We start from the raw sequence: 23,163 nt of genomic DNA on the forward strand, positions 1-23,163 counted from the left end.
GCACCACCATCGATACGTATCGCACTACAGAGAAGCGGTCGTGTACGACACACCCGTCAAACGCTCGGACACACCCCACAGGCGCGCGGCGTCCTCCTCGCTGCGAGCCGACTTGTAGATCGTCAGCTCGGCCGGATCACCCGTGAACTGGCCGATGCCGTCGGGGCCGTACAAACGGCCGCCCTCGGCGTCAGGGCTGGTCGCCGCGTACAGGGGAGGAAGCAGCCCGGCGTCCACGGTCTGCGCGAAGAGTCCCCAGCGAGCGAGGCGCCGCATGATCGCCTCGTGCGGCGCCGGCCGGGAACGGCCGAGATTGGGACCGGACGCGTACAGGTTCGTCAGGGTCGTGCCGGGGTGGGCGGCGTTGCTGAGCACGCCCCAGCCACCGGCGGCGCTGAGACGTTGCAGTTGCAGGGCGAACAGCAGATCGGCGAGCTTGGACAGACCGTACGCCCGGATCGGGGCGTAGCGCCTCTCGCTCTGCAGGTCGTCCCAAGGAATCCGGATACCGCGCGCCGCGCTGCTGGTCATGGTGGTGACCCGGGCCCGGCCGGCCTGCAGCAGTGGCATCAGCCGTCCGGTGAGAGCGAAGTGGCCGAGGTAGTTGGTTCCGAACTGCAATTCGAATCCGTCCGCGGTGCTGTGCCGAGTGGGCGGTGTCATCACACCGGCGTTGTTGACCAGCAGATGGATGGGCCGGCCGCCCGCGATCAAGGCGTCCGCCAGACGTGCGACCGATTCCAGGGACGCCAGATCGAGATCGCGGGTGGAGACCGCCGCCTCGGGAGAGCTCGTCTTGATCCGCTGGACCGCCGCAGCACCCTTGGACGGATTGCGCACCGGAAGGATCAATTCGGCGCCCGCGCCGGCAAGGCGCTCGGCCAGACCGAGGCCCACTCCGTCGCTGGCCCCTGTCACGACGGCGAGCTTTCCCCGCAGATCCGGCACGGCGATGTCCTTCATCGAATGCTCCCTGTCATGAGGTCTCGGCTGCATTGCCACGTTCCTGGTCCCAGGGTGAATGCACGTCCCCCTGACAGCCATGCTCTGAGGGAACATGGCTGTCAGGGGGCGTCCTCCGGCTCTGCCCGCCCCTCCCTTCCGAAGGTGGCCTCGGCCGGTTCGTCGGCCACGGCGCGCTCACCGCGCACGACGGCGCCTTCATCGAACCGGTTCGCAGGAAGCTCGCACCGAGGAAATCTCGTAGCAATACCTCTGGCGCAAGCGAAGTCCGGCAATCCCGTGGAGCGTTGGGGTTTCATGATCTTTATGAGAAGTGTCGTTCCCGGTGTTGACAGCGCTCCCGCTTGTTCCTAACTTCACTTCACGCGAACCGGTTCGACGACCGGGCTGGTTCTCTCGGTCTGGTTCGAAGAAGGAGCTCTTCGTGAACATCGGTGAGATCGCCCGGCGTGCCGGTGTCTCGCGGAGCACCGTGTCCTACGCGCTGAGTGGCAAGCGCCCGGTCTCGGACGGTACCCGCCGGAAGATCCAGCAGGTCATCGACGAGTTGGGCTACCGCCCGAACGCCAGTGCCCGCGCTCTGGCCAACGGCCGGACCAGCACGATCGGCCTGGTCTTCCCGCCGGCGGGCAACCACTACACCGGCATGCAGCTGGACTTCATCGGCAGCGTGGTCGAGGCCGCCGCGGCCTACGACTACGACGTACTGCTGTCGCCCAGCGGCGTGGACAGTGACCGTTCCTTCCAGCGGTTGCTGGGGGAACGGCGCGTCGACGGCGCCATCCTCATGGAGATCAGACTCGTGGACGACCGGGTCGACCACCTGGCCGAGCTGGGCTTCCCCTCTGTCGCCATCGGCCGCACCGCCAACCCGGAGAGCGGCTGGTGGGTGAGCCTGGACCACACCGTGCTGGTGGAGGCGTGCGTCCACCACTTGGCGGACCTCGGCCACCGCAGGGTCGCCTTCGTCAACCGTCCCGAGCAGCTGCTGCGGGCCGGATACGAGTCCGCCCACCGCGGCCTGGACGGCTTCACCAAGGCCGCGGCCGAACGCGGGCTGACCGTGCGGACGTACACCTGCGGGGACGACGCCGCCTCGGGGCAAGCGTGCCTGGAACGGATCCTGCGCGACGACCCGGCCACCACGGGGCTGGTCACGTTGAACGAGGCCGCGCTCGGCGGTCTCTACCGAGGGCTCGCCCAGGCGGGCCGCCATGTACCACGGGACTTCTCCGTCACCGGGGTCGTCGCCGGACGGTGGGCGGAGACGGTGACTCCGCAGCTCACCGCCGCCAACGTACCGGCGGAGGAGATGGGCCGTCTCGCTGTCGACCTCCTCGTCGAGCGGCTGGACGACCCCGGAGCTTCGGCCCGGAACCACCTGCTCGCACCGCCGATCTCCCTGCGGGCCAGCACCGGGCCCGTCCTTGGCACCTCCTGAGCCCGAAGGCCCCGCCCCCGACTCCACACACTGCCGACCACGACCCACGGGCGCACAGCCCACCACGGCTCACGGGCACCTCCCTTCCAGCGCACCGAGCATCCGCATCCTTCACAGACGCCTTCAGCCTGCTCCGGCCTTCCCCGTCATCCCTGTCACGGCACATCCGTGCTCACAAGCGAAGGACCTGCCATGCACAGCACCTCCAGACAACGCCGTCTGACCGCCGTGGCCCTGACCATCCTGGTCGTGCACGTCAGCGCCACCGCCTGCTCCTCCGGCTCGGGCAGCTCCGGATCGAAGGACGCCGCCGGCGGCACCTACACGGTCTGGGACCCGTACCCGCAGTTCGCCAAAGGCTCGGACTGGGCGAAGCTGCTGGACCAGTGCGGCACCAAAGCGGGCGTGAAGATCAAGAGGACGGCCTTCGACACCAGCGACCTGGCCAACAAGACCCTGTTGGCGGCCCAGCAGGGCAACTCCCCGGACATCCTCATCGTCGACAATCCGGTGGTGTCGACCCTTGCCGAGGCGGGTGTGCTCACCACGACCGACGACAACAAGCTCGACACCTCCAAGACCGATGCCAACCTGCTCGCGGCCGGCCAGTCCGGTGGCAAGACCTACGGCACACCGATCGGCGCCAACACCCTGGCCCTCTACTACAACAAGGGGGTGCTGAAGAAGGCCGGCGTGGACGCCTCCTCGGTCAAGGACTGGGATTCGCTGACGGCGGCGCTGGCGAAGGTCAAGAAGGCGGGCAAGAAGGGCATCACCTTCTCGGCGATCGGTACCGAGGAGGGCAGCTTCCAGTTCCTGCCGTGGTTCTGGGGCTCGGGCGCGAAGCTCACCGCACTCGACTCCGCGCAGGGCGTCACCGCCCTGTCCCTGTGGAAGGGCTGGATCGACAACGGCTACGCTCCGAACTCGGTGCTCAACAACACCCAGACCACCAGCTGGCAGGAGTTCGCCGGCGGTGACTATGCGTTCGGCGAGAACGGCACCTGGCAGCTCGCCAATGCCAAGAAGGCCGGCTTCGACTACGGGGTGATTCCCATCCCCGCCGCCAAGGGCGGCGCCGCCGCGGCCCCCACCGGTGGCGAGTTCGTGACCATCCCGGTCCAGAAGGGCTCCGCCCGCTACGGCACGTCCCAGAAGCTGGTCACTTGCCTGACCAGTGGCGATGCCCTCTACAAGACCGATGCCACGCTGTCCTACGTGGCCCCCACCGGCGAGGTCCAGGCCAAGCAGGTGGCCGCGGACGCCGACCTGAAGCCGTGGGCCGACGCGGTCCGGGCGGCCAAGGGCCGTACAAGCGACGACCTGGGCACCAAGTACCCGAAGATCTCCGAACAGATGTGGAAGGCCGTCCAGGCCGCTCTCAGCGGCTCCAAGTCGCCCCAGGATGCGCTGTCCGAGGCGCAGTCGGCCGTCAAGTAACCAGGGATTCGCGATCCGTAGATGAACGACACGAAACAGCACTCGGACCGCCGGTCGGCGCTCGACCGGGTCGGGGCCGTCGCCGCCTCGACCCGGGCCGCGCGAGACCGGCGCCGTCCGGCCTCCCCGCAGTGGGCGGCCTGGGGCTTCCTCGCCCCGGTCACCGTCTATCTCTCCCTCTTCTACGCCTATCCGCTCTACCGCAACCTCGACCTGAGTCTGCGCGACTACACCGTCCGCTCCTTCGTCCAGGGTGACGCGCCGTTCACGGGCCTGGCGAACTACCGCAAGGTTTTCGACGACCCGGTCTTCGCCCCGGCCCTGCTGCACACGGCGGTCTTCACCGGCGTATGCCTGGTCTTCCAGTACGCCATCGGGCTCGCCCTCGCGGTCTTCTTCAACCAGAACTTCCGGCTCTCGGCCACCCTCCGAGCTCTGTTCCTGGTCCCCTGGCTGCTGCCGCTGATCGTCTCCGCCTCCACCTGGTCGTGGATGCTCAACAGCGACTCGGGTGTGGTCAACGCGGTTCTGCACGCCGTCGGCATCGGGCCGGTGCACTGGCTGACCTCGCCGTCCTGGTCGCTCATCTCGGTGATCATCGCGAACATCTGGATCGGCGTCCCCTTCAACCTGGTGGTGCTCTACAGCGGTCTGCAGTCCATCCCCGGGTCTCTGCACGAGGCCGCCGCCCTCGACGGCGCGAACGCCTGGCAGCGCTTCTGGCGCATCACCTTCCCGCTGCTGCGGCCGGTCTCCGCCATCACGCTGCTGCTGGGTCTCGTCTACACCCTCAAGGTCTTCGACATCATCTGGATCATGACCAAGGGCGGCCCGGCGGACTCGTCGACCACCTTCGCCACCTGGTCCTACCAGCTCGGTTTCGGCAATCTCCTGCCGGCCTTCGGCCCGGGTGCGGCCGTCGGCAACCTGCTCGTGGTCGCCGCTCTGGTGTTCGGCCTGATCTACGTCCGTGTCCACCGAAGGCAGGCGCTGTCATGAGAACGGACGCTGTCACGAAGACAGGCTGGAAGACGGCCGTCGGCCTGCTGCTGACCGGGATCATGCTCTTCCCGCTCTACTGGATGATCAACGTGTCCCTCACCCGCGACCAGGACATGCGCAGGAGCCCGCCGAACCTGTTCCCCACCCACGGCACCCTGGCCGGCTACCGCACGGTCCTCGACGAGCAGTTGCCCTACCTCGGCACCAGCCTCGTGGTCGCCCTCGGTACCGTCGTGCTGACCGTGGCCCTGGCCGCCCCCGCCGGCTACGCCCTGGCCAAGCTGCGTCCGCGCGGCGGGGGCCTGCTGAGCTTCGTCCTGCTGGCCGCCCAGATGATCCCCGGCATCATCATGGCGATGGGCTTCTACGCCGTCTACCTCCAGCTCGGCCTGCTCCAGTCCGTGCCCGGCCTGATCGTCGCCGACTCCACTTTGGCCGTCCCCTTCGCGGTGCTGATCTTCACCGCCTTCATGTCGGGCATCCCCGGCGAGCTGCTCCAGGCCGCGCAGATGGACGGAGCGAGGGCCCTGCGGACCTTCTGGTCGATCGTCCTGCCGATGAGCCGCAACGCCGTCGTCACGGTCTCGTTGTTCGCCTTCCTGTGGTCCTGGTCCGACTTCGTCTTCGCCAACACCCTGGTCAACGGCGGCGCCCAGGAGCCGATCACCCTCGGCATCTACCACTACATCGGCAACAACAACCAGGAGTGGAACGCCATCATGGCCACCGCCGTCGTGGCGTCACTGCCCGCCGCGGTCATTCTCGTCCTCGCCCAGCGCTATGTGGCGGCCGGTGTGACCGCCGGCGCCGTCAAGGACTAGCCCCCGACCTGCCACAGCGACCGGCGCCCTCCCGCGCCGGCCGGCCGGAATCCCCTGACCGAGAAACGAGTCACGCCACATGACCGCCGCACTGTCCGGCCCGGCATTCTCCGTCCACGACATCCCGTTCAGTGTGTACGGGTCCTGGTTCGACATCTCGCCCGTCATCGCGGAGAAGACGTATGCCGAGGACCTCCACCTCGTCTCGCACCAGAACGGCATGCACGGCGTCCTGCGCCTGGTCCCCCTGGACCCGGTGGGAGGAGGGCGGGCCGAGACCCGCGTCGAGGCGATACCGGGCCTGCTCAGCTGGGTCGGAGAGAGCGGGCGCGTCGAGCTCGCCTATGAGGCCCCGGACGCCGTACGCCTTCGGGGCAGCGGTCTGGACTTCGGCGTCCTCGCCGCCGTACGGACCCTCACCCCGTTCAGCGGAACGTACTTCTTCCACGACCCGGCCGCCAAGGCGCACGTCTTCACCTCGTACGAGACCGGCCGCCGCTACCGGGTCACCGTACTGTCCGGCACCCTCGCGCACGCGCTCGGAGACCAGGCCCTGGGCAGTGGCGATCGTGGTGTCACCGTGGCAGCGCAGGCCGACGGCCGCTGGGAGGTCGCGGTCGAGGAACTCGACACCGCTCGCCCACCCTACGCGTCCTCGGCGTCCTTCGACGACATCGTGTCGGCCGCGCGGGGAGCGTTCGCGGCTTTCGCGAACGCGGTGGCGCCCTGGCGCTCGGAAGCCACCCCGGCCGCCGAACTCGCGGCCTACGTCGTCTGGTCGGCGACCGTAGCGGCCAAGGGCCTGGTCACCCGACCGGCCGTGCTGATGTCCAAGCACTGGATGGACAAGGTCTGGAGCTGGGACCACTGCTTCAACGCCCTCGCCCTGGCGCCGGGTGCGCCGGAGCTGGCCTGGGACCAGTTCCATCTGCCCTTCGACCACCAGGACGAGAGCGGCGCCCTACCGGACTCGGTCACCCACTCCGAAGTCCTCCACAACTTCGTCAAGCCGCCCATCCACGGCTGGGCCTTCGGCCATCTGCGGCGCAGGCTGCCAACCCCCCTGAACCGGGCCGAACTGACCGAGGTGTACGAGCGCCTGGAGCGCTGGACCGGTTTCTGGCTCACCGTGCGGCGCGCGCCCGGCGCCGAACTGCCCTACTACCAGCACGGCAACGACAGCGGGTGGGACAACGCCACCACCTTCGACCCCGGGCGTGTGGTCGTCACCGCGGACCTCACCGCCTTCCTCGTCCTCCAGCTCCGCGAACTCGAGGCACTGGCACGAGAGCTGCACAGACCGGACGCGGCGAGCCGGTGGGCCGGGCTGGCCGAGGAACTCCAGGCGGCGCTGCTCGACCAACTCTGGACCGGAGAGAGGTTCGTCGCGCGATCGGCCGGTTCTGGGGAGACCTGGAGCAGCGCCAGTCTCCTCGACCTGATGCCCATCGCGCTGGGCGAGAACCTGCCCGCCGAGGTCACCAGCGCGCTGGCCGACCACATCAAGGCCCACCTGACCCCGTACGGCCTCGCCACCGAGCTGACCACCTCCCCGCACTATTCGGCCGACGGCTATTGGCGCGGCCCGATCTGGGCCCCCGCCACCGTTCTCATCGAGGACGGCCTGCGCCGCGCCGGCCACCTTCGGCTGGCGGACGACATCAACGCCCGCTTCCGCGCCCTATGCGAGACCCATGGGTTCGCCGAGAACTTCGACGCCCTGACGGGCACGGGACTGCGCGACCGCGCCTACACGTGGACCGCGAGCAGCTACCTCCTCCTCGCCCGCGACCACCAGCTCCGCCTTGCGGGCACCGGGACCGAAAACACCGTCGCCTGATGCGAAAATCCCCCGTCCCGTGTCCGTAGCCGCCGGTCAGGTAGCTCCTTCTGCTTGGAGGATCACTTGGTAACCGAGTTGGCTGAGCTGGCTCACCAGACATCGGGTCTGCCTGGCCCGGCTGGCGTGTTCGAGGAAGTACTGGCCGCCGAGGTCGGTGTATTCGGTGTCGTGGGTGAACGTGCCAGACCGCGATGAGGATCGAGTGCTCCAGGGCGACCAGGGCACGCTTTTTGCCGCGGCATTGCGACGATGCGCCGGTAGCGGGCGGCGAGGTAGCCGCCGGCCGCGCGCTGCGCGCCGAGCCCACCACGGCCTCCCGCCGCGCCGCGGTCCGCCGCTACACCGACGGCATCCACGCCTGGGGCCGCGGCGTCCTCGACTCCTCGCACAAGTCCGCCCGCTACGCGGCCACCCAGGCGCAGGTCCGAGGGGCGAGAAGCGGTTTCCGGCCGCCGCGATGGCTTGTTAGGTTCGTAACCGGTTTCGGGGGCGGCGGTCGGTGACTGGGAGGGTTCTGATGGAGGGTGCTGCGCCGCTCGATCTGGTCGGGGTGGACTCCGAGGCGGAGAAGGCCTACCGCCACCTGCTGGCGCGCGGCGGCGGGACCGTAGACGACGTGGCGGCCGCGTTCGGGGTGGCGTATCCCGAAGGGCTGGCGCTGCTGGAGCGGCTGCACCGCTTCGGGCTGGTCAGCCGCCGCACCTCGGGGGAGTTCCTCACCGTCGACCCCCGGCACGCGTTGCGCGCGCTGGTGGAGTCACGCGAACGGCAGCTCGCTTCGGTGCGCGACGCGGCGGGCGCGCTCGGCGCGCTCTTCGACACCGCGAAGCGGGCCAGAAACGGCGGCCACGGGACCCGTGTGATCAGCGGGCCGGAGACGGTCGGCGACCGCTACTACCGCCTGAAGCAGGATGCGCGCGCCGAGATCTGCTGCCTGGACCGGCCGCCCTTCCTGCTGGTCCCCAACGCGCCGATCGACGAGGCGGCGGTGGGCCGCGGCGTGCGGGTCCGCGCCGTCTACGCGGCCGCAAGCTTCGTCGCGGACGGTGACCGGCAGGAACTCGGCAGCCTGGTGTCACGGGGGGAGGAGGCCAGGGTCATCCCGACGCTGCCGATCAAGCTCGCCATGGCCGACCGGTCGGCCGCGATGGTGTCGCTGAGCCTGGACCCCGGGAACACCGAGTGCCTTTACACCGAGGCGCCCCCGCTGCTGGAGGCACTCGCCGAACTCTTCGAGCGGTACTGGGCGGCCGCCTCCCCGCTGGCCGGCACCCCCGGTCCCGGCGAGCCGCCGCCCTCCCGGGCCCCTGCCCCGGAGCGGGAGGAACGCAGGCCCACGGATGAGGAACGCAATCTCCTCGCGCTGTTCGCGGCCGGTGTCAAGGACGAGGCGATAGCCCGGCAGTTCGGGATCTCGTCACGGACACTGCGCCGGCGTATTCAGGACCTCTACGCGGAATTGGGGACGACCAACCGTTTCGGCGCCGGCGTCGCGGCCGCGCGCCGCCACTGGGTCTGAGCGCGCCGGCGATTCCTCCCGTTCCCGCAGCTCAGACTATCTACTCAGACAACTTTTCGCACCTGAAAAGGAATTGACGACACGTCATTCCGAGGCAATATGTTCGTAACAAAGCGCGGGAATTGCCGTGGACGAACCGGCGCCTGTCCAGTTGAGGCCAATGGCAGTCAAGGGACATGGCCTCTTCTTTACAGCGAGGCAAAAGGATGGCTGACTACACACATCTTTCGCACGCCTAGCCTCTTGAGGTTCCCTTGCGCACACCTCCGTCCCACAGACGCGGGCTGACCGTTGCTGTCTGCGTCCTCGTGGCGCTGACGGCGACCGGGCCGGTCGCTTCGGCCGGGACCCGCATCTCTCCCACGCCGGCCACCGCGTCCAGCGGGCTCGCCGCGCCCAGCGCCGCAGGCCCCGACGCGGCGGGCACCGTCACCCTGATCACCGGCGACAAGGTCGAGGTGACCGTCAGCAACGGCCGCACCACCGCGACCGTGTCCGATCCGCAGGGCAGGCCGGGCGGCGCCCATGTCATGTCGGTCGGCCCCGACACCTACGTGTACCCGGACGAGGCGCTGCCCTGGATCGCGTCGGGCGCACTCGACGAGCGACTGTTCAACGTCAGCGAACTGCTCAAGGACGGCTACGACGACGCCCACAGCGACGGGCTCCCGCTGATCGTCACGTACACCGACGCCGCCGCCCGCGCCCGCAGCGCGAGGACCCCGGACGGCGCGCGCAAGACCCTGACGCTCAGCAGCATCCAGGGCGCCGCGATATCCGCCGAGCACGCGCGGGCGAGCGACTTCTGGTCCTCCCTCACCGGCGCCGCCGCCAAGAGCGCGGCAGGTGCCCAGCCCTCCGGCCGGCTGACGGGCGGCATCGCCAAGGTGTGGCTGGACGGCAAGGCCAAGGCGACGCTGGCCGACACCACCGCGCAGATCGGCGCGCCCGAGGTCTGGCAGGGCGGCGACACCGGGCAGGGTGTGGACGTCGCCGTCCTGGACACCGGCATCGACGCCGCGCACCCGGACTTCGCCGGCCGGATCGCCGCGTCGCAAAGCTTCGTCCCGGACCAGGACGTCACCGACCGGAACGGCCACGGTACCCACGTCGCCTCCACGGTCGCGGGCACCGGCGCCGCGTCCGGCGGCACGGAGAAGGGCGTCGCCCCCGGGGCCTCGCTGCACATCGGCAAGGTCCTGGACAACGACGGCAGCGGCCAGGACTCCTGGATCCTGGCCGGCATGGAGTGGGCGGTCCGCGACCAGCACGCGAAGATCGTCAGCATGAGCCTGGGCGGTCCCCCCACCGACGGCACCGACCCGCTCAGCCAGGCCGTGAACAAGCTCAGCGAGGAGACCGGGGCGCTGTTCGTCATCGCCGCCGGCAACTCCGGCCCCGTGCCGTACTCCATCGGCGCGCCGGGCGCGGCCGACGCCGCCCTGACGGTGGGCGCGGTGAACGGCCCGGGCAAGGGCGTGGACCAGCTGGCGGAGTTCTCCAGCCGCGGTCCGCGCGTCGGCGACAACGCCGTCAAGCCGGACCTGACCGCCCCCGGTGTCAACATCCTCGCGGCCCGCTCCCGGTACGCCCCGGAGGGCGAGGGCGCCTACCAGACGATGAGCGGCACCTCCATGGCGACGCCCCATGTCGCGGGCGCCGCCGCCCTGCTGGCGGCCAAGCACCCCGACTGGACCGGGCAGCAGCTCAAGGAAGCGCTGGTCAGCACCACGTCGAGCACCCGGCGGTACAGCCCCTACCAGGGCGGCAGCGGCCGACTCGACATCGCCACGGCCGTGAAGGCCACGGTGATCGCCTCCGGCGCCGCCTTCGCCCAGGTCCACTACCCGTACACGCCCGGCCAGACGGTCCGCAGGGACGTCACCTACACCAACACCGCCGCTCAACCGGTCACGCTGGACCTGGGCCTGATCGCGGACGACATCCCCGCCGGGATGTTCACCCTCACCGGCAACCGGCTGACCGTGCCCGCGCACGGCACCGCCACCGTCGGTGTCGTCACCCACCTCGACCTGGCCGCGGACAACGCCGCCTACACCGGCCAGCTCACCGCGGCCGGCCCCGACGGCGCGGTCCTCGCCCGTACGCCGATCGGCGTGAACAAGGAGGGCCGGCGCGTCAAGCTGTCGGTCACCGCGAAGGACCGTAAGCACGCCGGGCTGCCCGGCATGGTCGTGCTGAAGGACGTCGACCGGGACACCGACCCCAAGGTCTACGCCGTCGACTCCTCCGGCTCCCTGGACCTCAGCCTGGTCCCCAGCACCTACGCGGCCTGGATGTACACCGACGTCCCCGGCATCGACGGCACGCACACGCTCGGCCTCGGCCTGTTCTCCGCGCCGCAGATCGACCTGAGCAAGGACCGCTCGATCCGCTTCGACGCCGCCGACCTCCGCAAGGCCGCGGCCTTCACCCCGCAGCCGACGGCCAACAGCTTCCTGCGGGTGGACCAGTACCGGTCGAACGGCGACCTGTTCCCGTTCGTGGACAGCTACTCACCGGACTACTGGCGGTACGACAGCCTCTGGGCGGCCCCGACGTCCAAGGTGACGCACGGCTCGTACACCTTCGCCACGCGCTGGCGGCAGATCCAGCCGCCGCTGACGTTCGCGTCGGGCTCGCAGAGCTATGACGGCGTCACCGTGCAGGCCCTGTCTCCCGTGCTGCCCGAGGGCAGCCGCAGCTACCGGGCGCTGTGGGCCGGGGACGGCACGGCCGCGGAGTTCGCCAAGGCCAAGGTCCGCGGCCAGGTGGCCGTCGTCCGCCGCAGCGACTCGGTGTCCGCCCCCGACCAGGCGGCCGCCGCCGCCAAGGCCGGCGCGAAGCTGCTGCTGATCCTGAACGACGGCTACGGCAAGCTGGACGCGTGGGCCGACCTGCCCGACGCGGCCCCGCTGCCGGTGGCCTCGCTCGGCACCGACGACAGCGTCCGGCTGCGCGCCCGGCTCGGCCGGGCCGGAACGGCGACGCTGAAGGTCGTCTCGCGCCCCCACCCGCGCTACCTGTACGACCTGGTCCGGCACTACAGCGGCGCGATCCCCCGGACGCTGACCTACCGGCCCGGCCCGGGCGACCTCGCCAGGATCGACGAGTCTTTCCGCGACACCAAGCAGGGCGAGGCGGCCGAAGGCCGCGACGACATGTCCGTGGACGGCAGTTGGTCCATGCTCGGCCGGTCCGTCCCGGTCGCGGCGCAGGGCACGCTCACCTCGTGGGTCACGGCGGGTCCCGGCGTCAGCTGGGTCTCGGGCGCGGGCACGGCGGATCTCGGTCAGGGCGGCGCCCCGCGCTCGTACAAGGCGCGCGGAACGTACCGGGAGACCTGGTTCTCACCCGTCCAGCACCCGCGGCTCCTGAACGACGCGGTCCACACGGCCCCGTTCCGGGTCGGCGACGTCATGAGCCCGTCGTCGATCAGCGCCTGGGGCGACTCCGCCGGCCACGCGGGCGTGGTCTGGGCCGACGGCGACACCTCGAAGGTCTCGCTCTACCAAGGCACCCAGCTGCTTGGTGAGACGGCCAACGACGGATTCTTCTCCGTCGAGGGCCTGCCCACCGAACGGCTGCCCTACCGCCTGGTGGTCGAGGGGAACCGGAACCTGCCGGGCCGGCCGTACTCGACCCGCACCCGCACCGACTGGGGATACACCTCCGGCACCACGGACTACACCGTGCTGTCTCCCCTGCCGCTCATCCAGCTGGACTACGCGGTGGCCACCGACCTGTCCGGCCGGGCGGGCAGGCGCTCGGCGGTGTCCGTCACCCCCTCGCACCTCAAGGGCGTGACCGAAGGCGGCACGATCCGCACGGTGACCCTGGACATCTCCTACGACGACGGCGCCACCTGGCACCGCACCACGCTGCGCCACAAGGGCGCGGCCTGGACGGCGTCGCTGAACGCTTCGCCCAAGGCCCGCTTCGCGAGCCTGCGCACGACCGCGAAGGACGCCAAGGGCAACACGGTCAGCCAGACCGTGATCCGCGCCTTCGGCCTCAAGTAGCGCCGCCGGCACGACCCGTGGGCCCCTGTCCGCCACCGCGCGGGCAGGGGCCCCCGCCGTCGGCGGACACCCGCCCCCACGGCGGTGAGGACCATCTCCGGACGGAGGTCGCGGGCGGAGTGGTCGATGGAGTGTCCTTCGTCGACAAGGTCCAGACGCAGTCGGTCGGCGAGTTCGGGGGTGTTGCGCAGCAGCAGGCCGAGCTTCTCGGTGGTGACGACAAGGACGTCCGTGTGGTCCAGGAGCTGGAGTGCGCGACCAGCACGACCGGTCCGCTGATGGAGTCCGGCAGACTCGCCATGTACGGGGCGTCGGTCGGGATTCTCCGCAGCGGGGTGGACCCGGCGGCCGTCACCTCGACCGCCGGCAGAGCGTCGGCGAAGAGCCGGCCTCCCCTACAAGCGTGCTGAGCTGGGCGGATAATGTGTCGCCCCCCAGAGCCACCAGCTGCTCAACGAGCGCACCCGACCTGGGTCAAAGTCAGGGCGGGGTCCGAGCTGAGCGCCCATGTCGTGCCAGTCCAGACGACCCAGGGCGTCGGGACGAACTGATCCCCGGTCGCGTCGGTGACGGCCCCGCCGGTGATGGCCGCGCAGATGGCTTGCAAAGTCTCCGACCGCAATCCGAGGTTGAGACCGTTGATCATCGGCCCGTTGCACAAGGAACTGGCTGCGGTTGTGGTGCTGCTCGCACACGTGAACGTCGCGCCGTGCACGATCTGGGTCGGGAGGAACTGACCGAAGACCGGTTCGGACCCCGGCGGCCCTGCCGGCCCGGTGTCGCCCTGCGGGCCCTGCGGGCCGGTGGGACCCGCCGGCCCTTGCTGGCCGGGATCGCCCTTCGGCCCTTGGGATCCGGCCGGCCCCTGCGGCCCGGCGGGGCCCTGGGTGCCGGCCGGTCCAGCGGGGCCCTGGGGGCCGGGAGGCCCGGGCGGACCGGGGCGACCAGGGCGGCCGGGGTAGCCAGGGCAGTACCCGGGAAGGGCCGGGATGAAGAAGCAGGGGCCGGCAGAACCGTTCCGAGCGCCGGGTTTCACACCGTCAGCGTGGCCACCGTCCGCATACGCCGCACTCGTCACGGCACAGGACACCAAGGCCGTGCCCACGGCCGCCATCCACACCCGCATACAGCCTCGACGCCGCCACATAGACGCCTGAGGCCCGTCCAGTCGGGACAACAAGTCACCTCCAGCCAGGGGGCCCGCAACGCGGCAGACGCCGCTCATCAGGAGAGAAGAGCTGTTGGAGACAGCAGCGAACCCACAGCCAGAATCGCCCAACGTAGCGGCATGACCACTTTTGGTAGCCGAATGGGTGATCCTCCCCTCCACATGCTGCTCGAACGGCGCGAGCCCTGAGCAGTCACAACCCCGGTGCCGCGCGGTCCGCGTCCCGCGCAGCCGCCCGCGCTTTCCGCCCGCTTCCCACCGCAACCACCCCCACTCGGATGGTCACGCGCGGGCCGCGACGACCGTTCCGATGCGGTCGGCGGCGGCCGATCGCCGGGCTCGGCCCGGAGCCTGGTGCCCAGGCGGGCGGCGGCCTGACGGTGGGGGTCCGCTCGGGGGCAGCGTTCCGCCGAACGACACGGGCGGCGCCCTGCCGCTCGATCGCAGCAGTCAACCCGCCCGTGGAGGAGGACCGAATACTCCCCCTGGCCGAGAAGTACGTCACCGCGGCAGAGTGGCGGCAACTGGGCGAGTACAGCATGGGGCAAGTTCCGAAGAAGGCCCACCCGCTCGCTTTCGGCATGGCGATGTACGAGGGAGACATCGAGGTGGTCAAGTCGGTCCTCGCCGACGCTCCACTACCCGCGCGATTGATCTTGCCGTTCCTTGCGCCGCGCCTTTGCGCCAAGCACGCCATGCGGGTGTACGGCACCGCTACCCCGCCACGCATCACACGCCCATCATCCGCACCTCAGTTGGTGCAACTCCCACGCGGTAGTTGGTTGCCACGCCGATGATCGGACGCCAGGACCTCGTGGTGCGCGTCCCTCGGTGAGGACAGACGGCAAATGACTCGTAGCAGCAGGGTGAGACCACCAGACGACGGCCAATTGTCGCCTGACTCCCTATTTTGAGCAGGGTGTGACGGAGCGCCAGGTAGGTGATCTCGATCTCCCACCGCTCGTGGTAGAGACGCACCAGGTGGTCGGCGGGATCGGTGCGGTGGTCGTTGAACGTGGTCAGCAGGCGGTAGGCGCCGCCGAAGTCTCCGCCGTCGGTGGTGCGGGAGTGGATCTCGGCCTCGATCACCCGCAGAGGAAGGGCCCCCGATGCGGGTCAGGTAGGAGACGTCGGGCAGCAGCGCCAGCACGGGCGGTCGTTGGATGCTGGTGGCGCGTATGAGGAACTGAGTCCCCTGAGCTGCGATGTCTGCGAGCAGTTCGTTGCTGTCGAAGGCGCGGTCCGCCAGACCCACTGGAAGCCCATCGCTTACCTGTTCGACAGGCAGGGCTTCAAGACCTTGGAGGCCGACGCCCAACTCCGTTCGACGACGGCCGTTTCGCCACAGGCGCAGCTGTGCCGCCTCGGCTACGGTGCCAGCTGGGAAGGTGGCCAATGTGCACTGCGCTGCGGCAGCACAACGGATTTCTATGTCCCATCCCCTTGGCACTCACGTTCTAGTGCCTCGCGTGGTGTCCGTGGTTGCATGGCGGCGCCGCCGCTCCGCGAGCGTCCACAGGCACCCAGCCGACAAGCTGCATTGGCAGCTACGACGTGAGGTCCATATGCGGCGGCGCTGCCTTACCCATGACAGGTCCGTCACTCCTACGTGGTCAGAGGTCGCTTCGGCATGCCTGCGGACCGGAAGCGCATAGAACGGAAAGACCTATGTCCAAGATCAAGAAGGCACTGCGAGGACTCGTCGCGCCGCTCGCCGCGGTAGGCCTCGTTGCGGGGCTGTCCGTGGCCGCCGCGGAGCCTGCCTCGGCGTCCACCATCAGGGACGGTTGGGTACAGCTGTGCCCCTGGGGCAACTACAAGGTCCACCTCGAGTACGCCGGCGAGGACAACACGTTCCGGCAGCTCGGGCCGGTCCTTAACCCGGGTGCTGACTGCTGGTGGGGTCCGATTCCGAGCGGCAGCAAGCCTGGCTTGATCGCCGTCGTCGGCCACTACAACACCTCCAGCGGGACGTTCAACGTGATCGGCCCCAGCCGGGAGTACCTCTGGTTCTACAACGGCAAGGACGGTGTGGGCATCGCCGCTGAGGGCACCACCGCGAACCACGGTCTGAGCTCGTACTACTACACGTACTGACGGGAGGTCGTTCGCCCGGCCGTCCGGCGCCGCCCACGACCTGTGAGCCCGAGTCGGTCCCGGCATCGCCCGACATCGATGTCAGGACCGACTGTCCGGTCTCGCCGCCAAGGCGCTCAGGCATCAGCACACCACGATGACGCAGAAACGAGCTCACGTGAGAAGACTCCGACCAGCAGCCGTACTCCTGTCCGGTCTGCTGCTCTCCACCTCGCTGCCGGCGCTCGCCTCGGCGGCGCCGGCGGCCCGGCCCGTTGAGGCCGTCTCGGCCGCCGCCGGTCCGGGGGCCGAAGGCCCGGACCTCGGTTACGCCAACCGTACGGGGCCGCCTCCCGGCATGCCGGACTGGTCGCGAGTGGGATACCGCGGCGGTGCGTCGCTGCCGGGTGACGGCAGCGTGACAGGTGACGCCTCCTGCCGCATCACACCGGCCCAACTCGCCTCGAAGTTCAAGGTGGTCGCGGACGACGGCATCGACGACACCACCGGCCTGCAGAACGCGATCGACGACATCAAGAGCCGGTGCACGCCGAACGCGAGCTTCGACCGGCTGTCGCTCATCTCGCTGCCGTCCGGACGTGTCGACGTCACCCGTCAGATCTCCGTGGACGCGAGTTTCCTGGTCCTGCGCGGTCAGGGATCGGGAGACGGCGGCACCCGCATGGTGTTCCGCCCCGACACGAACACGCGCTACGACACCGTCGCCAACGGCCGCTGGGACCAGGACAGCATGACGGCCGGCAGCGGCAATGACGTCGGCAAGGGCGGCTGGATCTGGCCGGGCCGGGGGATGCTCCGGGTGCAGACCCGGGATGTGGCCGACCGGTACGTGGACGACCGCGCGGCCGCCCCGGCCAACCGCAAGGACCTGTTCGAAGGCAGCGTCAACCAGCACTGGGTCTCCGGCATCAAGGTGTCGGCCCGCAGCGACGACCCCGGTTTCTCGGCCCGCCAAGGCGACGACGTCGTCCGGCTGGCCTCCAACGCCGCCATGTCGAAGTTCTCCGTCGGCGGCTATGTCTGGGTGGGGGCGGCCAACAGCGTCAAGTTCTACGAACAGCAGGGCGTCACCGACTGGAGCATGATGGAGAACCTCCACATGCGCCAGCAGATGTTCCGGGTCACGAGTGTCGACAGCGAGGCCAAGACCATCAGGCTGGACCGGCCGCTGGAATGGGACCTGCCCGTGGACTCCACCTCGGACGGCTCCAACTCACTCAGTGACACGCCGTACACCAGCAAGGTCACGCCGCTGAAGGTCGTCGAGGGCGTCGGGTTCGAGGATTTCGCCTTCACCCAGGACATGAGCGGACTGCCCAAGCTGGGCGGTGGCACGTACCAGTTGACCCCTGAGCAGGCCAAGAACAACTACGGCAACATGGCGCCCGAGTACGCCATGCACGGCATCGTCTTCAAGTGGGCCGCCAACAGCTGGGCGCGTGGGCTCAAGGCGACGATGACCGGCTCGCACCCGATCGTCACGGAGAACGCCCGCAACCTCCAGATCGAGCGCAACAGCTTCGACGGCGCCTGGAACAAGGGCAAGGGCGGCAACGGCTATCTGCGGGGCAGCCGGGTGTGGGACTCGCTGTGGGCCTACAACCTCAGCCGCAATCTGCGCCATTTCACCTTCCAGTGGTCGGCCAGCGGCAACGTGGCCTTCCGCAACGACCTGGACTCCGATCTCAACCTGCACGGAGGCTGGGAGCACCACAACCTGTTCGAGCAGAACACCGTGCGCATCCCCTACGAACACCGCTCCGCCAACTGCCAGAGCAACTGCGGTGGTGAGGGCGGCGAGGTGGACGAGGGGACCTGGTACCCGATCTGGTGGGCGGCCGGTCCCAAGGCGGTCAAGTGGTCCGGCTCGTCGGGACCGCAGAACGTCTTCCACAACAACACGCTGATCAAACAGACCACGCCGGGCGGTGCGTTCGAACCGTACGGTCCCTACTCCACGGACAGCCCCGGTTCGCACGGCGGCACCGCCTATCAGTTCGGCTCCGAGAACGGCAATCCGCGGTCGTTCAGGCCGCTGGGCCAGGGCGGCCAGGCCATCGAGGACTGGACCGGCAGGGAGACCCTGGACTACGCGGGCCAGGGAGTCGTACCCACCGACGTCGGCAAGCGCTCGTCTCTGTTCCTGCGTGACACCGGCAGTGAACTCGACCCGCGCGAGGACCATCGCCGCAAGGTCGTCAGCTGGAACATGCAAGGGGCGGGCAGCCGGGACACCGACTCGTACCAGAACAAGTACAGCGTCGATCTGCCGGCGTTGCTCCGCGCCACCGCTGACCCGGGCACCGCATCCAATCCCGCTGACGTCGTCCTGATCCAGGAGGGCGGGTCGCCCCCCGCTTCCGCTCAGCCGCATGGGGTCATCGCGCACAACCAGATCGACTACTTCGACGGTCTGGGTAACCCGCGGCCGGTCCGTGAGTACCGCCTGGGGACGGGACGGGGGCAAGGAGGATGGCTCTACTGGCTGCACACGGACACGAACACCGCCAGCCCGCCGGGGCGGGTGAACCTGGCCATCTGGACCCGAAACAGGGTGAATGCGAACGACGTGTACGTCGTCCGACCGGCGTTCATGAACAGCAACGGCGATTACTCCTCGAGGCCCGCACTCGGTGTGAACGTCGACGGTGTCGTCTACTTCACGGTGCACGGCAACTCTCCCGGCGGTAACGACGACGTGGGCCTGCTGGCCAACATCCGGCAGCGGATGAACACCGCAGGGCTTCCCTGGGTCGCGATGGGCGACTACAACCGGGCGCCGCACAACGGTGTGGCTGGGAACCTCACTGCTGGACTCGAGGCCTACTACCCGAACACATTCCGGGTGTGGGCCCCATCGACCCCGACGCATCCCACAACCGGCGGCGGGACTCAGCGCACCCTGGACTACGCCGTGCTGCCCGCCGGTCAGGGGACGAGGGTCGATGGCATCGACCGGGTCGGAGGTATGACGGCATCGGACCACTACCCGGTCCTCATCCACCTCGGCAACCTGCCCAACGCCCCCACGCCACCGCAGTCCACGGTGGACCAGGACGCACTGGGCACGAAGGTGTTCCGCAACGTTGCCACCACCAACGGGGCAGGTCCGTCCAGCAGCACCAGCAACGTGATCAGCGATCAGCCGATCACCCAGGCGAGCCTTCCGGCGCAGCAGTTCGCGCTGACCCTCGATCCCGAGTATCCCGGCTACTACCGCGTAATGCATGAGGCGGACCGCCGCTACCTCGGCCAGGAGGGCGGCCGCCGTGACGCGCGGATGGTGCTCTGGCCGGACCCGGCGGTCGACCAGCTCTGGGCGCCGGTCCCGCAGGGCGACGGCACCTGGACCTTGCAGAACTACTGGACCCAGCAGTACCTCACGGACCTCGGCGGTGGACAGACCCTCGTGGGACGTGACTACGACGGCTCTGCCGGCCAGCGCTGGTTCCTGGAGACCCCCGCGGACGCGCTGGGCGTCAACGAGGTCGCCCTGCGATCCCCCGACGCGGGCTCCTTGGTGATGGGTCTCGACGATCTTGAGGAGGGCGAAACGCAGTTGGTCGTGGAGGGGGATGCCGACGATCCCGACCAGCGCTTCGTGACGATCCCGGTGGGCCGGATCGACAACGAGGAGTGCTACTACCTGTCCAACGGCGGAAAGTACGTCACCTCGACGTCCGACCACCCCTACGAGCCGAGGAACGACAGCCTCGTCAAGCTGAGTACGTTCCGCATCGACGACGACGGCTACCTGTGGTGCGCCACGGCACACGGGACGGACGGGGTGTTCCTCAGCAACCGCACCCGCGACGACGAGCGCATGTACCTCACCGTCGACGAGCCGTCCGACGAGCTGACCGTCCACGCGCTGCGGCCCGGCATCCCGGTGACACTCTGGGAGTTCATGTCGGCCACGTGACCGAGGCCACCTCGTACGCCCAAAGGCTCACGCGTTGGAACGTCTCGGCGCCTGACGGGACAGCCGTAGGGCCCGGTTCCACCGAGCCCTACGGCTGAAGCACTTTTGCTTCACCGTCCGGCGCGTTGCCTCGAGGAAGGCAACACGGACAAGCCGCCGCTTGCTGCACAGCAGAGGCCAGGATCGACCAAGTCACGAGTCCGCCCCCGCGGCGGTTGCCGTGTGACTCGTGGTCGACGCGGGCAACGAGGACTCCGGTGAAGCCCAGCGGGAGACCCTCCGCTCGTCCAGTCGACGCCTCCTGCTGGTCAAGGCGCACCGCGGACTTCACGCTCACGCTGTCCTGGCTGGCGCTTCCATGCCTCTCGAAACCCTGTACGACGACGGCGCCACCTGGCACCGGCGGAACGCCGCGCAGCACGACGGCTCCGAGAAGGCGATCGTCGTTACGCCCCGCTCGGACGTCATGCGGTGTCCCTGCGAACCATGGACAAGGACGACACGGGCGGTTTCGTCGGCAGACCGTTCTCGCGCTGGTGCTCATTACAACGGACCCGAGGGCCAGTCACACGACGTGCTGCCGCACACAAGGATCAGGAGAGCGGGGTGGGCGCTTGGGCCCCGGTGCACGCTGGACTCCCCGCACCTGGGGCAGGTCCCGTCGGATAGGGGTGCCACCGGGTCCGGCCCGGGGCGACCGGCGGTGCGCTATGCCCCGGGTTCCGCGGCGCCTTGTTGCCTGATCGGGCGACAGTGCCCGTGCAGCCCGAGTGAGGAACCCGTTCACCACGATCACGTCACTCAGGCCGCGGCGCGTTCAGCGAGTGGGCGGCGCCGCAAGGCGGTGTCGGTCAGTGATCGCGGAGGGAGGGAGGCGTACGGGTTGTACAGGTTCACCCCGGGCGGCACGATCTCGTCGATCCGGTCGAGCGTAGCGTCGTCGAGGGTCAGCGCGGCGCCCTTGAGGAGACCCTCCAGCTGCTCCATGGTCCGCGGCCCGATGATCGCCGAAGTGACGGCCGGGTGGGCCACGGTGAAGGCCACGGCGAGCTCCGGAAGGGTGCAGCCGATGCTCGTCGCGAGTTCGATGAGCTGCTCGACGGCGTCGAGCTTGGCGGCGTTCGCCGCAATTGCGGGATCGAAGAGTGCAGGCCGGATTGCGGCACGGCCGGTTTCCAGGTCGATCGGCTGGTTCTTGCGGTGCTTGCCGGTGAGGAACCCGAAGGCGAGCGGGCTCCAGACGAGTGCGCCCATGCCGTGACGCGCGGCGGCGGGCAGAAGTGAGGCCTCGATCCCGCGGGCCAGAATCGAGTAGGGCGGCTGGGCGGTGCGGAAGCGCCCGAGGCCGAGCCGCTCGGAAACGTGGTGTGCTTCGACGATTTCATCGGCCGGGAAGTTCGAGCAGCCAAAGGAGCGGATCTTCCCCTGGCGCACGAGGTCGCTGAGCACGGACAGCGTCTCCTCGATGTCCGTGGTGTGGTCGGGGAAGTGGACCTGGTACAGGTCGATCCAGTCGGTGTTCAGGCGCCTGAGGCTGTCCTCGACAGCCTTGAGTATCCACCGCCGCGAGTTGCCACTGCGGTTACGGCCCTCGCCCATCGAGAAGTGCACCTTGGTGGCGAGCACGATGTCGTCGCGGCGCCCCCGCAGCGCCTTCCCCACGATTTCCTCCGACTCGCCCTGTCCGTACATATCGGCGGTGTCGACGAAGTTGATCCCCTGGTCGAGGGCGGCGTGGATGATGCGGACACAGTCGTCGTGGTCGGAGTTGCAGCCATCCTGGAACATCATCGTCCCGAGGCAGTGGACACTGACCTCGATACCGGTTCTGCCGAGGGTGCGGTAGCGCATGGTGATGCTTCCTTACTGGGGTCAACCGATGAGGCGGACCGACAGAGCGTCGATCGCACGAGGCACCCTAGGAACTAGAGTCCCCTCTAGATCAACCCCCCGATCACCCCCAGATACCCTGGTGGCATGGTTGCGGTCACAACAACTCTGAGCATCGGAGAGGTCTCCGAGCGCACTGGCTTGAGCGTGCACGCGCTGCGCTTCTACGAGCGCGAGGGCCTCTTCATCAACACCGTGCGACGGGGACCTGGCGGGCGCCGCGTCTACAGCCAGGACGACGTGGCCTGGCTGAACGTCTGCATCATTCTCCGCGCCTCGGGCATGCCCTTGACGGCGCTCCGCCGGTACGCCGACCTCGTCAGAGACGGCGCAGGCAATGAGGAAGAGCGACTCGCCCTGATGCGCGAGCACCAGGAGCGTGTCACCACCCAGATCGGCAGGCTCACTGAGTCCCTGGACCTGATCAGGTTCAAGGTCGGAGTGTATGAGGACCTTGCTGACCAAGGCAGCGCCGCCGCCCACCAATGTCACGCCCCATCCCCTTCGGCCGACGAAGAACGCACGCCACTGCCTCGCCACAAAGCAGTGGTCCAGTAGCCGGCAACGCGCCACGATCGCCCGCCGCAGCTTCGGCGGCGCCTCCGGCGTCCGACCAGTGCGCGCAACCGCCAGACCTCGGCCATCGACCCCCTGTCCAACACCACCTTCGATAGCCTGCCTGCCACCCACTCGCCGTTGTACAGACGTATCGGTTCAGCCCATCGAGATAGACGGCCGGTGTCTATCGGTCCGACTCCTTCCGGAGCCGTCCACCCCGACCACGATCGGTTGGGTCATCGGTTCGCTCCCTCCGGGCCGGGCTCCTACGTCCAGGTCACGGCGGAGTGCCGCGATCTCCTACTCCAGCCGTCGCAAGAAGCCGGTCAGTTCATCCGTCTCGGACGCGCCGAGGCGCTCCGATGCCGGCCCGTAGTACTCCGGCGGCGGGTAGTGGCTCGGCGGGCAGGGGTACATGTAGTGGTTCCAGGGGCCGTGCCCACACCAGCAGTTCATCGTCGGCTCCTTCCTTCTCCT

General features: G+C 69.1%; 15 protein-coding genes. 11 read left to right on the top strand and 4 right to left on the bottom strand.

Translation table 11 applies throughout. The features are described from left to right. Positions 1-24: 24 nt before the first annotated feature. Entirely contained in the window at positions 25-963 is a 939-nt protein-coding gene (locus B085_RS0104460) for an SDR family oxidoreductase (RefSeq protein ID WP_018557358.1), read from the bottom strand. A 424-nt stretch (positions 964-1,387) separates the two neighbouring features. On the opposite strand from B085_RS0104460, the gene B085_RS0104470 reads away from it, so the two are divergent. The 8 genes from B085_RS0104470 to B085_RS49115 all read left to right on the top strand — a co-directional run bounded on the left by B085_RS0104470 (position 1,388) and on the right by B085_RS49115 (position 13,461). Continuing rightward, entirely contained in the window at positions 1,388-2,404 is a 1,017-nt protein-coding gene (locus tag B085_RS0104470; RefSeq protein ID WP_018557359.1) for a LacI family DNA-binding transcriptional regulator, read from the top strand. Positions 2,405-2,596: 192 nt separating this feature from the next. Continuing rightward, positions 2,597-3,844 carry a sugar ABC transporter substrate-binding protein gene (locus tag B085_RS0104475; protein ID WP_018557360.1) on the top strand — a complete coding sequence of 416 codons (1,248 nt, stop codon included), beginning with the start codon at positions 2,597-2,599 and terminating at the stop codon, positions 3,842-3,844. Between the two features lie 21 nt (positions 3,845-3,865). After that, the gene (locus tag B085_RS0104480) at positions 3,866-4,843 is read left to right on the top strand and encodes a carbohydrate ABC transporter permease (protein ID WP_018557361.1); all 978 of its coding nucleotides are present in this window, start codon (positions 3,866-3,868) and stop codon (positions 4,841-4,843) included. After that, positions 4,840-5,667 carry a carbohydrate ABC transporter permease gene (locus tag B085_RS0104485; protein WP_018557362.1) on the top strand — a complete coding sequence of 276 codons (828 nt, stop codon included), beginning with the start codon at positions 4,840-4,842 and terminating at the stop codon, positions 5,665-5,667. Before B085_RS0104480 ends, B085_RS0104485 begins: the two co-directional genes overlap by 4 nt. Before the next feature lie 79 nt (positions 5,668-5,746). Further along, positions 5,747-7,507 carry an amylo-alpha-1,6-glucosidase gene (locus B085_RS0104490; RefSeq protein WP_018557363.1) on the top strand — a complete coding sequence of 587 codons (1,761 nt, stop codon included), beginning with the start codon at positions 5,747-5,749 and terminating at the stop codon, positions 7,505-7,507. Between the two features lie 520 nt (positions 7,508-8,027). Next, positions 8,028-9,029 (top strand): hypothetical protein, encoded by a 1,002-nt coding sequence (locus tag B085_RS0104500; RefSeq protein ID WP_018557365.1) that lies wholly within the window; start codon positions 8,028-8,030, stop codon positions 9,027-9,029. Between the two features lie 254 nt (positions 9,030-9,283). Continuing rightward, positions 9,284-13,051, top strand: coding sequence for a S8 family serine peptidase (locus tag B085_RS0104505; protein WP_234018493.1), 3,768 nt, complete (start codon positions 9,284-9,286; stop codon positions 13,049-13,051). A 119-nt stretch (positions 13,052-13,170) separates the two neighbouring features. Further along, complete coding sequence (locus B085_RS49115) at positions 13,171-13,461, top strand: hypothetical protein (protein WP_026250667.1); 291 nt, start codon at positions 13,171-13,173, stop codon at positions 13,459-13,461. A gap of 1,487 nt (positions 13,462-14,948) precedes the next feature. Here the strand turns inward: B085_RS49115 and B085_RS50440 are convergent. Further along, on the bottom strand, positions 14,949-15,308 hold the full coding sequence (locus B085_RS50440; RefSeq protein WP_018557369.1) for a hypothetical protein: 360 nt from the start codon (positions 15,306-15,308) through the stop codon (positions 14,949-14,951). Between the two features lie 579 nt (positions 15,309-15,887). Between B085_RS50440 and B085_RS0104525 the strand changes: the two genes are divergently transcribed. Continuing rightward, positions 15,888-16,316, top strand: a complete 429-nt coding sequence (locus B085_RS0104525; RefSeq protein ID WP_018557370.1) for a hypothetical protein — start codon at positions 15,888-15,890, stop codon at positions 16,314-16,316. Between the two features lie 157 nt (positions 16,317-16,473). Then, positions 16,474-20,238: an endonuclease/exonuclease/phosphatase family protein gene (locus tag B085_RS45445; RefSeq protein WP_158689655.1), complete on the top strand. Its 3,765-nt coding sequence runs from the start codon at positions 16,474-16,476 to the stop codon at positions 20,236-20,238. 801 nt (positions 20,239-21,039) lie between these two features. Here the strand turns inward: B085_RS45445 and B085_RS0104535 are convergent. After that, entirely contained in the window at positions 21,040-22,089 is a 1,050-nt protein-coding gene (locus tag B085_RS0104535) for an aldo/keto reductase (protein WP_018557372.1), read from the bottom strand. 126 nt (positions 22,090-22,215) lie between these two features. On the opposite strand from B085_RS0104535, the gene B085_RS0104540 reads away from it, so the two are divergent. Continuing rightward, entirely contained in the window at positions 22,216-22,686 is a 471-nt protein-coding gene (locus B085_RS0104540; protein WP_018557373.1) for a MerR family transcriptional regulator, read from the top strand. Between the two features lie 300 nt (positions 22,687-22,986). Here the strand turns inward: B085_RS0104540 and B085_RS49120 are convergent, their stop codons facing one another. Continuing rightward, the gene (locus B085_RS49120) at positions 22,987-23,142 is read right to left on the bottom strand and encodes a hypothetical protein (RefSeq protein ID WP_018557374.1); all 156 of its coding nucleotides are present in this window, start codon (positions 23,140-23,142) and stop codon (positions 22,987-22,989) included. Between the last annotated feature and the right edge of the window lie 21 nt (positions 23,143-23,163).

The organism is Streptomyces sp. BoleA5, assembly GCF_000373665.1.
Lineage (GTDB): Bacteria > Actinomycetota > Actinomycetes > Streptomycetales > Streptomycetaceae > Actinacidiphila.

Excerpts from the sequence above, each read along its gene's own strand:
- B085_RS0104460 (WP_018557358.1), bottom strand. The coding sequence starts at position 963 with ATGAAGGACATCGCCGTGCCGGATCTGCGGGGAAAGCTCGCCGTCGTG.
- B085_RS0104475 (WP_018557360.1), top strand. The coding sequence starts at position 2,597 with ATGCACAGCACCTCCAGACAACGCCGTCTGACCGCCGTGGCCCTGACC.
- B085_RS0104480 (WP_018557361.1), top strand. The coding sequence starts at position 3,866 with ATGAACGACACGAAACAGCACTCGGACCGCCGGTCGGCGCTCGACCGG.
- B085_RS0104485 (WP_018557362.1), top strand. The coding sequence starts at position 4,840 with ATGAGAACGGACGCTGTCACGAAGACAGGCTGGAAGACGGCCGTCGGC.
- B085_RS0104490 (WP_018557363.1), top strand. The coding sequence starts at position 5,747 with ATGACCGCCGCACTGTCCGGCCCGGCATTCTCCGTCCACGACATCCCG.
- B085_RS0104500 (WP_018557365.1), top strand. The coding sequence starts at position 8,028 with ATGGAGGGTGCTGCGCCGCTCGATCTGGTCGGGGTGGACTCCGAGGCG.
- B085_RS0104525 (WP_018557370.1), top strand. The coding sequence starts at position 15,888 with ATGTCCAAGATCAAGAAGGCACTGCGAGGACTCGTCGCGCCGCTCGCC.
- B085_RS0104535 (WP_018557372.1), bottom strand. The coding sequence starts at position 22,089 with ATGCGCTACCGCACCCTCGGCAGAACCGGTATCGAGGTCAGTGTCCAC.
- B085_RS0104540 (WP_018557373.1), top strand. The coding sequence starts at position 22,216 with ATGGTTGCGGTCACAACAACTCTGAGCATCGGAGAGGTCTCCGAGCGC.
- B085_RS49120 (WP_018557374.1), bottom strand. The coding sequence starts at position 23,142 with ATGAACTGCTGGTGTGGGCACGGCCCCTGGAACCACTACATGTACCCC.